At 71.2% G+C, this 13,112-nt stretch carries 11 protein-coding genes, 1 tRNA gene and 2 pseudogenes; 8 read left to right on the top strand and 6 right to left on the bottom strand.

The features are described from left to right. Positions 1–36: 36 nt before the first annotated feature. The 5 genes from HUT19_RS28470 (at position 37) to HUT19_RS28450 (ending at position 3,984) form a co-directional block, all read left to right on the top strand. On the top strand, positions 37–165 hold the full coding sequence (locus tag HUT19_RS28470; RefSeq protein WP_176183182.1) for a lasso RiPP family leader peptide-containing protein: 129 nt from the start codon (positions 37–39) through the stop codon (positions 163–165). A 169-nt stretch (positions 166–334) separates the two neighbouring features. After that, complete coding sequence (locus tag HUT19_RS28465) at positions 335–2,173, top strand: albusnodin/ikarugamycin family macrolactam cyclase (RefSeq protein ID WP_303332614.1); 1,839 nt, start codon at positions 335–337, stop codon at positions 2,171–2,173. Beyond that, positions 2,157–2,453, top strand: coding sequence for a PqqD family protein (locus tag HUT19_RS28460; protein ID WP_176183180.1), 297 nt, complete (start codon positions 2,157–2,159; stop codon positions 2,451–2,453). Before HUT19_RS28465 ends, HUT19_RS28460 begins: the two co-directional genes overlap by 17 nt. A gap of 5 nt (positions 2,454–2,458) precedes the next feature. Beyond that, the gene (locus HUT19_RS28455) at positions 2,459–2,872 is read left to right on the top strand and encodes a lasso peptide biosynthesis B2 protein (protein WP_176187406.1); all 414 of its coding nucleotides are present in this window, start codon (positions 2,459–2,461) and stop codon (positions 2,870–2,872) included. A gap of 86 nt (positions 2,873–2,958) precedes the next feature. Continuing rightward, complete coding sequence (locus HUT19_RS28450) at positions 2,959–3,984, top strand: protein-L-isoaspartate O-methyltransferase (protein ID WP_176183179.1); 1,026 nt, start codon at positions 2,959–2,961, stop codon at positions 3,982–3,984. A gap of 444 nt (positions 3,985–4,428) precedes the next feature. Here HUT19_RS28450 and HUT19_RS28445 read toward each other — a convergent pair. Continuing rightward, positions 4,429–4,500 (bottom strand) — tRNA-Val (locus tag HUT19_RS28445). Positions 4,501–4,678: 178 nt separating this feature from the next. Between HUT19_RS28445 and HUT19_RS28440 the strand changes: the two genes are divergently transcribed. The 3 genes and pseudogenes from HUT19_RS28440 to HUT19_RS43290 all read left to right on the top strand — a co-directional run. Next, on the top strand, positions 4,679–5,950 hold the full coding sequence (locus tag HUT19_RS28440) for a hypothetical protein (protein ID WP_254885835.1): 1,272 nt from the start codon (positions 4,679–4,681) through the stop codon (positions 5,948–5,950). Positions 5,951–6,023: 73 nt separating this feature from the next. Further along, a complete protein-coding gene (locus HUT19_RS28435; protein ID WP_176183177.1) occupies positions 6,024–6,248 on the top strand; it encodes a zinc ribbon domain-containing protein in 225 nt (74 codons plus the stop codon). A 126-nt stretch (positions 6,249–6,374) separates the two neighbouring features. Next, positions 6,375–6,929, top strand: a pseudogene (locus HUT19_RS43290) (DUF4383 domain-containing protein); the annotation flags it as partial. A gap of 319 nt (positions 6,930–7,248) precedes the next feature. Here the strand turns inward: HUT19_RS43290 and HUT19_RS28425 are convergent. The 5 genes and pseudogenes from HUT19_RS28425 to HUT19_RS28410 form a co-directional block, all read right to left on the bottom strand. Continuing rightward, positions 7,249–7,863 (bottom strand): O-methyltransferase, encoded by a 615-nt coding sequence (locus HUT19_RS28425; RefSeq protein WP_176187404.1) that lies wholly within the window; start codon positions 7,861–7,863, stop codon positions 7,249–7,251. A gap of 70 nt (positions 7,864–7,933) precedes the next feature. Then, positions 7,934–8,020, bottom strand: a pseudogene (locus tag HUT19_RS43285) (DNA-binding response regulator); the annotation flags it as partial. A 73-nt stretch (positions 8,021–8,093) separates the two neighbouring features. After that, positions 8,094–8,954 carry an HAD family hydrolase gene (locus HUT19_RS28420; protein WP_176183175.1) on the bottom strand — a complete coding sequence of 287 codons (861 nt, stop codon included), beginning with the start codon at positions 8,952–8,954 and terminating at the stop codon, positions 8,094–8,096. Beyond that, positions 8,951–11,629 (bottom strand): phosphoribosyltransferase, encoded by a 2,679-nt coding sequence (locus HUT19_RS28415; RefSeq protein WP_176187402.1) that lies wholly within the window; start codon positions 11,627–11,629, stop codon positions 8,951–8,953. Before HUT19_RS28415 ends, HUT19_RS28420 begins: the two co-directional genes overlap by 4 nt. A 117-nt stretch (positions 11,630–11,746) precedes the next feature. Then, on the bottom strand, positions 11,747–12,934 hold the full coding sequence (locus HUT19_RS28410) for an HpcH/HpaI aldolase/citrate lyase family protein (RefSeq protein ID WP_176183174.1): 1,188 nt from the start codon (positions 12,932–12,934) through the stop codon (positions 11,747–11,749). Between the last annotated feature and the right edge of the window lie 178 nt (positions 12,935–13,112).

Genomic DNA, 13,112 nt, shown 5'->3' with positions numbered 1-13,112 from the left:
GGGCGCGAGGGACGGAACACCATGGAGGTAGGAATCATGAACACACAGATGACCGCTCCCGTGTACACCGCTCCGGTCGTCCTGGACGCCGGTGATGTCGTCCGGGTGACGCTGGGCACGAACAACTTCGACACCGCCGACGACACCCAGTACAAGAACGCCTGATCCATCGGCTGCCTGGGGCCGGGCGGTGTGCGCCGTGGCCCGGCCCCAGGCTCCGGACTTGAACGGGCCCGGGGCGTCGAGGAGGACCGTGTTGGGGCACGGCCGTTCGCAGCCCGGCGCCCGTTCCGTTTCGACCACCAAGAGCGATAGCGACGAGAGCGGGCTGCTGATGCGGTGGAGCACAGGATGGTGCGGAGCGAGCCGACACGACCGGCTACCGAGGAACAGAAAGCCCGTACCGGGCTTGGACGCAGCGTGGACCGTTGACTGGCCCACCAACCAAGTCCGGTCAGCAGGCTCCGGCGCGCTGGCACTGGCAGTCATCGGTGACTGCGGGGCCGACGGTCAGCAGCTGCACCAGGCGCTGACGGCCGTGCGGGCGAGAGACTGGGCGGCGCTGACCTGCTGGCCTGGCTCCTACCTCACGATCGCGCGTAGCGGCGAATGCCTGGCGGTCATCGGCGATCTGGCCGGCCAGCACCCGGTGTACTGGCGGACAGAGGGCGCAGGAACGTGGTGGTCGACCTCGGCCGGGGCGCTGGCCGCACTCGATGGGGCACCGTTCGATCCGACGGCTCTCGCCGCTCACCTGGCCCTGGCCCAGCCGGACGTCTTGGGGCAGCGGAGCCTCTTCCGTGCAGTGAGTCGCGTCCCGACCGGCCACCTGCTACTGATCAGCCCCGATGGGGCGAACACCGTCCGCTACGAGCCGGTCAACTACCAGCCCATGAGCCTTCCAAACGCCGCCCCGCGGGTACGGGCAGCGCTGAGCGAGGCGGTCGATACGCGTCTGGATGGCACACGAGCGGTGAGCGCGGACCTGGCCGGGCTGGACTCCACAACGCTGGCTTGCCTCGCTGCCCGGCGCGGGCCCGTCACCGCAGTCACTTTCGCCGATGCCCGACTGAGGGATGACGACCTCGAGTATGCGGTACGCACTGCTGCGGCTGTACCGGAACTCACCCATCACACGGTGCCCGGCCGCGAAGAGACGGTGTACTACAGCGGCTTGGACGACCTATCCGCGCTGCCTCTGACCGACGCGCCCAACGCATACACGGTCACAGCCGGCATCAAGCGGGCCGTGCTGGAAACGGTCACCGAACACCAACCGGCGGGCGTCCACCTCACCGGAGCGGCCGGGGACGCCGTGCTGTCCGCGCCTTCCTCCTACCTGTCCGACCTGCTGCGCGACCGCCAGCACCGCCGGGCCCTCGCGCACGCACACGCCCACGCCCGGCTGCGGCACATCTCCCCGCTGACCGTACTGCGACGCGCCCGCCCGGCCTCGCGCACCGGCCTGGCCGATGCCTGGCGGCACACCGCCACCGAACTGCGCCACGCTCCCCGCGAATGGGTACCGCAGGCCGAACGTCCCGTCGCCTGGACACCCCTGCTGGCCACCGCTGACTGGATGAGCCCCGAGATGCGCCACCAACTCGCGGAAGCCCTCGACACGGCCACTGGCGAACTCGTCGAGGAGCCTCGGCATCTGGCTGCCTGGACGGACCGGCAGGACCTCGCGCGGGTCGGGGCAGACACCAGCGGCTTATGCGAACTCGCCCGCGCCGGACACGGCGTGGAGATCGCCGCCCCCTTCCTGGACAACGAAGTCATCCGAGCCTGCCTGGCAGTCCCCGCCGACCAGCGCGGCGCACCTGGCCGATACAAGCCGCTGCTGGGCGAGGCATTCACGCACACCGGCCTCCTGCCCGACTTCGTCCTTTCCCGCTCGACCAAGGGCGGCTTCAACGCGCTCGCCTACGCAGGACTCACCCAGCACGCGCCGGTCCTCGCCCGCCTGCTCGGCCCCTCCTCCCGCCTCTCCGCCGCCGGACTGATCACCCAGCCTCCCGTAGAGCGCATGCTGCAACGCGCCGCCGCGGGCCAGCCGACCGCTCAGGGCGCCCTGCATCTGGCGGTCAGCGCCGAGGTCTGGCTGCGCCAGCTGGAGACCACCACATCCACCTCATGGTGGGAGGTGGACAGCCATGTGGCAGCTGCGTGAGGGCGCTCATGCGGTGCTCACCGACGAAGGCGGCGCCATTCTGGACGAGCACAGCGGCCGCTGGACCTGCCTGACGCCGACCGCGTCGGCCGCGGTGATGCTCCTGCTCGCCTCCACCACCGAGGAGGAAGCTGCCGACCGCTTCGCCGAGCGGTACCGGATCCCCGGTGAGCAGGCGGCCGCCGACGTCCACACGGTCGCGGACACACTGGCCAAGAACAAACTCGCCAATTCCGGCGAGGCGCCGTCCCGGCGGCGCTGGTGGAGGTGCCACTCGTGACCAGCATGGAGGCATACTCCACCACCCGTTCCGGCACCTTGGGCGAGCGGCTGGCCGCCGCGGCCGGGCTCGTGCTCGCCCTGGTACTGCTCAAGCTGCCCTTCCGACACACCGTCCACGCCGCCCGTCTTGCCCGCCGCCTCGACCGACGCGACCTCGATGCGGCCCGGGCCGAGGCCCTGATCGGCGCCGTACGGCACACCGCCCGCCTGTGGCCGGGACGAGCCGCGTGCATGGAAACCTCGCTCGGCGCGGTCCTGGCGGCCGCCCTGCTCGGCCGTCGTCTGAACTGGTGCCTGGGCGTGCGGTTCTCCCCACCGCCGGTCGAATACCACGCGTGGGCCGATCTGCCCGGCCACGGGCCGGTCGGCGAGTACACCGCCGCAGGGTGGCACCACCACACTGCCCTGACGATCTGACCCACCCGGAGTCGCCGGCGCGTGTCCTTCCCCCGCCAGGCGCAGTTATCGCAAACGAGTGCCCCATCACCTCGAAGGAGTGAACAGTGACCGCCGTCGCCGACTTCGCCGAGCTCGTCCCCGAACGCCACTACACCCACCACGAAGGCCGCGGCGCCACCCCACACCGCTCCAACCCCAAGGTGATCCACCGCGAGCTGACCACTCTCGACGTCCAGTCGGGCATGAGCGTCGCCGAGATCGGCACCGGGTCCGGCTACTCCGGCGCCTTGCTCGCACGGCTCGTCGGCTCCCACGGGTCTGTCGTCAGCCTCGACATCGACGAGTACCTCGTGCGCTGGGCCAACCTCATCCACCACGAGCGTGGAATCGACAACGTGCGTTGCCACGTCGCGGACGGCACCACCGGGTTCCCCGAGCGAGCCCCGTACGACCGGATGGTGGCGTGGTGCACCCCGCCGTTGCTGCCCCAGGCGTGGGTGGAGCAGGTAGTCGACGGTGGCCTTATCGTCGCTCCGCTGCCGATCGCGCCTGTGCCCAACATGACCGTGGTCGCCAAGATCCGCATCCGTGACAAGCAACCCCTCGTGGAGGCCGTGTTCACGGGCGGCTACATCGAGGCGACCACCGCGCCGAAAGGCGACCTCGACCTACCTGGCAGGTGGGTCGACTGGGAAAACCGCATCCCGGTTCCCTCCTGGATCTCCATCGCGTGGCGCGGGAAGGATGACTGGCGAAACTCAGGCGCCCGCACCACTCTGCACCGGCTACTGAAGAACGCGCATACCGAGCCGTACGGCGGCGCCAAGGTCGACTGGCCGTCGTGGCGGACCTTCCTTGCCGCGGCAGGCAATCCGTATCTGACGATGGCAGGGCTGAACCCGGACCTGTGGGCGCTCGGGCACTCGACCCGGACGACGGCGGCGGTCATCCAACAGGACGGTATGATCCTGGGTGACCGGCCCGGCTCTCCTTCTCTTGCAGTCCTGCGCGGGTGGCTCAGCGACTGGGAGGCGGCAGGGCGCCCAGCTCCCGAGAGCTATGCGCCGGGCCTGGAGCGGTGTGACGACGGGCAAGCGCCCACTGGGTGGGCGCTGCGGCTATCCCGGTAATCACGGGCGCCGCTTCGCCCTGTGCGCGGCGATGCCGATCGCGCTGATCGCGTACACGTTCGCCAACCACCGATCTCCTGCCGCACGGAACACGTACGTGCTGGTAGACGCTGACGCCATCCATCGTCACCTAATTGGACAATGCACGGATCGGCAAGGCTCAAGGATTACAAGGCGCTCTCCCGTGGCGCACACCTCCCCAGGCGATAACCACGGGCCTACTGAGGCAGGAGTCGATGGCGCTGGATGGAGAGCAGCGCCGTCCATCAGAGTCGTGCGGTCTGACCCTATGGACCGGGTACCCCTGTTGCCTAGAGTTACACCCCGTTGCATTTGAGTGATCCGCTGGGGATGTGGCATCTATGTGGCATCCGAACGCTAATGGCCCCTCAATTCAATCGAGTTGAGGGGTCGATACAGGCTTTCAGCTGCTGTCATTCACTGTGGGCGCAGACGGGTTCGAACCGCCGACATCTGCCTTGTAAGGGCAGCGCTCTACCGCTGAGCTATGCGCCCCAGAGCGAGAGGTCAGCCTACAGTGTCCGCGGGCCGGGGCAGCAATCCCGGTTTCGCACTCGACCCGCCGGAGGCGAACCGCCCGACCGCTGTGCACGTCAGTGACGGGTGGGAGAATGACATCCGGGCCTACGGGCGATCCATGGCGATCCCACGGGCGATCCATTGGGAGAGGCAAGTGGCGGCGACACCTGGTGGCGGGGGCGGGCGGCGTTGGTTCGGGGGGCGTGGGGAGAGTCAGCGGGCCGAGGCCCAGGCGGCGAAGGACGCGGCGGCGGCCGCGTTCTACGAGCTGGACACCGCCCAGCGCGATCTGCGGATCTCGATAGAGACGATCACCGCCGTGGACGACTCCCCCGCCGCGCGCCGGGCCGCCGCCGACTTCGCCGCGCTCGGACAGCGGATCGACCAGGTCAGCCATGACTACATCACCGCCGTCGACGCCCATGATCTCGACCGGGACGATCTCGACGGGGCCACCGCCACCCGGGCGCGGAGGGATCTGACCCGGGCCAAGGACGAGCTGCTGCGCACCAAGGCCGATCTCGACCGGTTCGAGCAGGGGCTCGGGCCGCTGTTGCGGCAGGCGGAGACGCAGCTCGCGCGGCTGGCGCCCGCCGTGGAGCGGGCGCGGCAGGCGCTGCTCGCCGCCACCAACGCGCTGGACACCGTACGGGCCTCCGGGCTGCGCGCGGACGATCTCGCGGCGCGGCTGGCCGCCCTCTCGCCCGAGCTGACCAAGCTCAACCAGGGCGCCGGGCAGCACGGTGTGCAGGACACCATCCGGCGCGCCGACGATGTGCTGCGCAAGGCGGAGGCCGTGCGCGGCGAGGCCGAGCGGCTGCCGGAGCGGGCCGCCGAGATCGACCGGCGGCTGGTGTCCCTGCGGACCCGGGCCCAGGCGATCACCACCCGGGCCGGCGGGGTCGAGCCGGTCCTCAGCGAGCTGCGCCGCCGCTACAGCGCCGCCTGCTGGCAGGACCTCCAGCCCGTCCCCGCGCAGGCCGGGCGGGATGTCGCCCTGGCCGAGGCGAAGCTCAAGGAGGCGCAGACGGCCCGGGAGGAGCAGCGCTGGCCGGACGCCACCGCGCTGCTCGCCACCGTACGGGCCCTGCTGAACACCACCGACGAGGCCGTCTCCGCCGCCGGGGACCGGCTGCGGCGGCTGGACGAGGTGTCGTTCGACCACCAGAAGGAGGTCGACCGCACCCGCTTCGCCATCCGCGACGCCCAGCGGCTGGCCATGGCCGGCCGCAGCACCCCCGACCCGCGCCATGCGCGCCCGCTGGACGACGCGGTGGGACGGCTGGGGCGGGCCGTCGCGGGGCTGGAGGGGCGGCATCCCGACTGGTGGCACTTCCTGTCCGAGACCGAGGCCGTACGGCAGACGGCCGCCCGGGTGGTGCAGGAGATCCGCGACGAGCGCGGGGGCGGGGCCGGCGGGCGCTGAATCACTGGGCTGCGTGTCCCCGGCGGATCTGGTTCACCGCCCTGACCTGGCCTTCGCTGGCTATGCTCCTGTCATGCCTCGCTACGAGTACCGATGCCGCTCCTGCGGCACCGCCTTCGAGCTGAACCGGCCGATGGCCGAGTCCACCGCGCCCGCGTCCTGCCCCGAGGGGCACGACGACACCGTGAAGCTGCTGTCGACCGTGGCCGTCACCGGCACCGCCTCCGGTGCCTCCGCCGCCGCGCCGCCCCGGCCACAGGGCGGCGGCGGATGCTGCGGGGGCGGGTGCTGCGGCTGAGGTTGAGGGGATCCGGCGGGGGGCGGATGCTGGGAGGTACCTGCGTACCCGCGTGGGTGCGGTACGGCCCCGCGGGTACGGCCTCGACGGCGATGCCGAGGTCCGGCGAAGCGAAGGAGGCCGGAGATGGCTACGGGCCGCCCCTCCCCCATCGGTGCGCACCCCGCGGGAATCGCACGGCATTTCCCCGAGCGGATCGGTGGCCACACCACTCTCGACGAACATCTGCCCGTCGATCACCGGCTGAGCAGGGTCTACCGCGCCGGGGCCGGGCTCACCGGGCTGGTCCTGGTCGCCTTCGGCATCCTCGGCCTGGTCAACAAGATCGGGTTCTTTGCCACCGGTGACAACACGGTCGCCGGTCTCAACACCAACGGCGCGCTGAGCGTGCTGTCCATCGCCATCGGGCTGCTGCTGTTCATCGGCATGGTCATCGGCGGCAATTTCGCCTCGACGCTCAATATCGTGCTCGGGGTCCTCTTCCTGCTGAGCGGGTTCGTCAATCTCGCCCTGCTGGAGACCGACGTCAACTTCCTGGCGTTCCGCCTCCAGAACGTGCTGTTCAGCTTTGTGGTCGGGCTGATGCTGATGTGGTTCGGCATGTACGGGCGGGTGAGCAGCAAGCTGCCGCACGACAATCCGTACTGGCGGGCCCGCCACCCCGATCTGGCGGAACGCGAGGACCGGGCCCGTGCGGCCGCCGTCACCCGCCACCGTGCCGTCGAGGGCACCGGTGGCGGGGGGGCGGAGGCGGCAGGGGAGGAGAAGGGGCGAGGGACCGGTCGGCCGCCCGGTAAGTGGGGCAAGCTGGACCGGCCCGACAAGCCCGAGGGCGAGAGCGAGGGCCGTTCGCACTCCGACCGGCCGCCCGGTAAGTGGGGCAAGCTGGACCAGCCCGGAAAGACCTCCCCCGAGGGGCAGCACGAGGGGAGGGGCGAAGGGCAGGACACCCAGGAACCGCCCCCGCGCCGCCGACGGTCCCGGCGGCTGCGCGACCGGTTCAGCCGCGGCGACGGGCCAGCGTGAGCCCGTCCGCGACCGTCAGCATGATCGCTTCCATCCGGTCGTCCGCGGCCACATGATCGTTGAACTTCCGGATCGCGGCGCCCGGGCCCGTGGTCGCCGGGTCGGTGACGTCGCCGTTGAAGAAGACGTTGTCCGCGACGATCACCCCGCCGGGGTTCAGCCGCGGCACCAGCTCCTCCCAGTAGTCGATGTAGCTCGCCTTGTCCGCGTCGAGGTAGGCGAGGTCGATATGCGGTTCGGCGGGCATCGCCTTCAGCGTCTCCAGCGCGGGCGCGATCCGCAGGTCGATGCGGTCGGCGACACCCGCCTTGGCCCACGCCTCCCGCCCGTACGCGGTCCACTCCTCCGAGACGTCGCACGCGATCAGCTTGCCGTCGGCGGGCAGCGCCTGCGCCATGGCCAGTGCGGAGAAACCGGTGAAGGTGCCGACCTCGACGATGTGGCGGGCGCCGGTCAGCCGGACCAGGAACGCCAGTAGCGGGCCCTGCTCCTCGGCCGACTGCATCCCGGCGTACTCGGGGAGCCGGGCGTGCGTGACCTCGACGAGCTCACGCTGCACGGGGTCGAGTCGCGGGTTGTGCCGCAGCATGTACTCGTACAGCTCGGACGTGATCGGAGTGCTCTTGCTCTCGGCCACGGATCCCCCTTCGCTTCTTCGCTCAACTGCCCAGGTGGCGCGGGACAGCCAGGACTCGGCGACTGTAACCCGAGCCGCCGGGGAGATCGAGCTTGTCGAAGATCGCGTCGATGCGCTTCGGAACCGGGCGGGCGTTCCGCCGGCGAGGCCGCGCGACCACGCCCCGCCCGGTTCCTGGCGGATCAGCCCCGGCCGCGGGAAACCGCGCGGATGACCTCGCTGCGCGCCCGCGCCCAGGTGACCGAGGAGCGCTCGGACAGGGCGCGGATGATCTCCTCGCCCGCCGCCACGCCCTTCTCCTCGAGCGCGGTCACCTCCGGTGCCGTCCAGCCGTCGTCGGCCAGTTCGCCGTGGCCGGGGCGCCAGCCGCGGTCGGCGGCCAGCAGCAGATCGGTGTCGAGCAGCGAATCCCCGGCGGCGAGCACCTCGTCCGCCCCGGCACGGCGCTTGATCTCGGCCACCGCCGCGCTCTTGGTGAGCGGTTTCGGCACGGCGTAGAGCTTGCGGCCCTGGAGGGAGACGGTCCAGCCGCGCGGCTCCGCCCACTCCGCGAGTTCCTTGGCGTACTCCTCGGGCAGCAGGTCCCGTTCGACCACGAGATAGGCGAACAGGTCCTCCGCCACCCGCTCCTTGAGCAGCCAGGCGGGGTCGGCGGTGGCGCTGAGGTGGGCGGTGATCTCGGCGAGCGGGGCGCATTCGCCGTCCAGCCTGGTGCGCACACCGGCGTGCCACTCGGGGTCGGACTCGCCGTTGACCAGCAGATGGCCGCCGTTGGCGCAGATCGCGAAGCGGGACGGCGGGCCGGGGAGGCGGACCCGGCGGTACTGCTCGGGGGTGCGGGTGGTCGTCGGCACGAAGATGGAGGTACGGGCCAGTTCGGCGAGCAGCCCGGCCGCGGTCTCCGTCATGTACGACAGCGGACGGCCCTCGTACACCTCGACGCACAGCAGCCGCGGAGCCTCGGCGTCCGGCATGTCCAGGCCGAGCGCGGCCGCCGAATAGATCAGGGTGCGGTCGAGGTCACTCGCCACCACAACGCTCATCGTGCCGCCGCCGTTCTTCTCTTGGCCATCTCGTCCGACATGTTGTTTTCAGCCACGTTGCTGTCAGGCGTAGTGTGGCCGACCTCGCCGTCATCGGCTGTGACGTGGACCGCTTTTCCGTCCACTCCGGTGGCGCCGCGGGTGTAGCGGGGGTGGATCAGCCCGACGCAGGTGTAGGGCAGATCGTCGGTCTCCTCCACCGGTACGCCGCGCTGTTCGGCCAGCAGCCGCACATGGTCCAGGTCCGCGCCGGCACCGCGCTTGGCGAGGATCTTCCACGGGACACGGCGCAGCAGCACCCGGGTGGTCTCGCCGACACCCGGCTTGACGAGGTTGACGTCGTGGATGCCGTACTCCTCGCTGATCCGCTCGACGGCGGCCCAGCCCTCCCAGGTCGGGCTGCGGTCGGCGGCGGCGAGCCGCTTGACGTCGGCCGCGACATCCTCGGCGACCGCGTCGAAATGGGCGCTGACGGTGTCCAGGAAGTGCCCGGACACATCGGATCCGGCCAGTTCGCGGTAGAACTTCGCGCCGTGGAAGTCATCCGGTCCGACCAGGTCGGCGCGGAGCACGGTGCGCGATATCAGCCCGGAGACGGTGGAGTTGAGGCAGGCGGAGGGGACGAGGAAGTCGTCCCGGGTGCCGTAGGTCTCGACACAGCGGCCCGGGTCGGCGAGGACGGCGATCCGCGGATCGATGTCCGGGTACGGGGCGACGGCGTCCGCCAGTTCACGGGTGATCGCGCCCTTGCCGGTCCAGCCGTCGACGAAGACGATGTCGGACGGGTCGTGATGGTCCGCCAGCCAGCGCAGCGCCGCCGTGTCGATACCGCGGCCGCGCACGATGGAGATCGCGTAGTGCGGGAGGTCGAGCCCGTGCGCATGCCGCGCCCAGCGGCGCATCAGCACCCCGACGGGGGTTCCGGCACGGGCGAGTGAGACCAGGACGGGGCGCGGGCGGGGGCCCCTCCCACGCCGGGGGCGTAGGGGGAGCTCGGCGAGCACGGTCTCGGTGACGGCGCCGACCGCGCGTGCGATGCGGGCGGCCGAGGCGGTCAGCGCGGCCCGGAACAGCGCCTGGTACTCCTCGCTGGGCTGGTACTCCTGCGGCAGCGACTCGGCGTAGTGCGCACCGCCGCTCTGGATCGCCTCCTCGCGCTCCTCGGTGGGGGCCTCCAGCGTGACCTGCGAGAAGTCCTGGAGCAGCCAGCCGACTTCGTCGGGGGCGTAGGAGGAGAAGTCGGGTCCGCGCAGCGGCTCGGGCGGTGGTCGGTGCATACGGGGGGCCTGTCGTTCGGTGCGGGTGACGGGGGTCGGGGAGGAAAGCTCAGCAGGCTCGGAAGGCTCAGCGGGCGCGACCGGTACGGACGGTGCGGTCGGCACATGCGACGGGACCACGGCCAGCAGCACCCGGCCGGTGTGCGGCGCCAGCCGGGCCAACAGCCCGTCGGGGGCGTGCAGCGCGGGGGTGTCGGCGGCCGAGTCGACGACGGCGACGACCGCGTCGAAGCGGCGCGCGGGGTCGCCGCCGGGCGCCACGTTGTACGCGAAGCGCGGACCGGGCCCGTCGGCGGGGCCGTCATGGGCGGGGAACGCGATCCGGGTGCGGATGGCGTAGCCGGGGTCGTCGACGGCGAGCACGGGCGACCGCGTGGTCGTCGAGTACCGCACCTCGGCCCCGTCGAGGGCGTGGTCCAGCGCCTCGGCGAGCCGCAGCGGTGCGTACATCAGCTCCTCGAAGCCGAGAACGAGGACCCGGGTGTCCCTGAGGCGGGTGCCGTCACCCGGTGTCGGCAGCACCTCGGCGATCCGGGCGGCCATGCCCGGGAGCGCCGCCTCCAGACAGGCCCGGTGGGCGGGGGTGAAGCCGTGGCGGCCGCCGTCGGGCAGCCCCGCGGGCCAGCCCAGGTCGACCCGGACGGCGGCGGGCGCGGACGGGGGCGCGTCCGGGTCATCCGTCCCGGCCCCGGGCTCGGGCGCGGGCTCGTGCTCCGCCACCAGCCGCTGCCCGTGTTCGAGGACGCCCTCGGGCAGGTGGACCGTGCCCGTCGCCGCGGCGATCAGGTCCACCCGGGCGCCGAGTTCGGCCGTGAACGCGTCCAGCCGGGCGCGGTCCCCCTCGGAACGCATGTCGACCAGGGCGACCACCACGTAGTGGTCCCGGGGGAAGCGCCGGTGCAGGGCGGCGATGGTGTTGAGCACCGTCCGACCGGTCGAGAACTCGTCGTCCACCAGGACCAGCGGACCGTCACCGGCCAGCAGTTCCGGGTCCTCCGGCAGCAGCAGATGGGAGGTGGCGTGGCTGTGCTCCTCCTCGAAGCCGCCGACGGTCGCGACGCCGTCGACCGGACGACGGGTGGAGTGCAGATACGGCGCGAGGGCGAGGCCGTCCGCGACGCTGTGGCCCAGACCGGTGGCCGTCTCGGCGTATCCGAGCACCACCGCGCGCGCCGCGGCCTCGTCGCCCAGCAGCTCCCGGACCCGGTGGCCGAGCCGTACGCCCGCGCCGTGGACCGCCGCGGGCCGCTGCGGGACATGTTTGCCGAGCACGTTCGACACCAGCAGATGGGCGCGCTTGGGGTTGCGCCGCAGCGCCAGCCCCAGCAGTCCGGTCAGCTCCTCGCCGCCGTCCAGCCGTACCCCCAGCCGGTCCGCGACCCACTGTCCCGACCACACCACGCCGTACGCCTCGTCTCTCTCATCGTTCTCGTTCGGTTGTCCCGTCAGCCCCCCGTGGCTTTCAGCGTCCCCGCCGCCCCAGCCGTTTCCGCCGCGTCCGCCGCGGCCCGTCGTTCAGCCCGCCCCCACGCTCGCCGACAGCAGTTCCACGAAGCTCACGTCCTCCCGGGCGACGCCGAAGACCTCGGCGCGCAGCATGGTGCGCTCCGCCCAGGCCCGGTGCGGCTTCACCTCGTTCATCTTGTTGGTGTACGAGGAGCGCAGCACCCCGCCGCCGTACCGCTCGGGCTCCAGGATGTCCGCCGCGTCGCTGAACTCCTCGTGGCTGACGACGGAGAGCACGTGCACGGGGGCGACATGGGTGGGGTGGATACAGGTCTTGCCCAGCAGGCCGTTCGCCCGGTCCAGCTCGATCTCGCGCAGCAGACCGTCCATGTCGTGCTCGATCAGCGCGGTGCGCAGCGCCTCCGCGCTGCCGCTGAAGGGGCTGTGCCGCAGCTGCGGTTTGAACATCCGCTCATGCTGTTTGAAGTACTCCCACACCGGGCCGGTGACCGTGAAGCCGGTGCCGTCGGCCCGGCCCAGCATGTTCACCACGTCCGCGATCACGGAGGCGACGAGCTGGACGTCGTAGGCGGTCATATCGGGCGCGCGGCGCAGTCCGTACGCGGAGCACAGATCGGTGACCCCGAGCCGCAGGGCCAGCACCCGCTCCCGGTACTTGTCGACGATCCGGCCTATGCCGCTGAGGGTGTCGGTGCGGGTCTCCCGGTGCATCAGCTCGGGGGATTCCAGGACCGGCATCGCGAACAGCCGCCGTCCGCCCAATTCGGCCAGCGTCTCGGCGTTTTCGGCGGATATCAGCGCTTCGAGGAAGGAGACGCCCCGTTCCTCGGTGAACTTCGGCAGTACGAATCCGGACAGCAGCCGGACGGTCGGTCCAAGCCTCCGGACGAGATCGACGATCTGTTCCGGGGTGCGGACCCGGATGAACAGCAGGGGCAGCGCGGCGTCCGGACCGCGTTCGGCGAGCGTGCCGAATTGGCGCACGAGGTTCTCCTCCGCCTCGGCCACTTCGGCGTCATGGATGGAGTCCTCCAGGCACAGCACCATGGACACCACGCCCCGACCTGCCTGTTTGACGATGTCTTCGGCGAGCCGGGGCCGGGTGGCGGGCGAGTAGAGCGTGGCACCGAGGGCGACCGCCAGGGTCCGGGAGGGCGAGTCCACGGTGAATTCACCGGGCTCCCGGTGGAAGAGGCTCGACCGTACCTCATCCCGCAGGTGTCCAAAATGCCTCATACGTCTCCCCGTGCTGCCAGTACCCGCTGCGGGCCGTGACGGCCCTTGGTTGGCCGATAATCGTACGTGCGAGGAAGGGTCAAAAGTTCCCCAAGATCGTGAAAATCGCGTAACTCATAGGGGTTGAATCCATGTCCAGCGCGCCATCCCGGCCGCCGCGTCCTTCCGCACACCGGAC

Source organism: Streptomyces sp. NA02950 (assembly GCF_013364155.1).
Taxonomy (GTDB): Bacteria; Actinomycetota; Actinomycetes; order Streptomycetales; family Streptomycetaceae; genus Streptomyces.
This window is presented reverse-complemented; position numbering and strand designations above follow the sequence as displayed.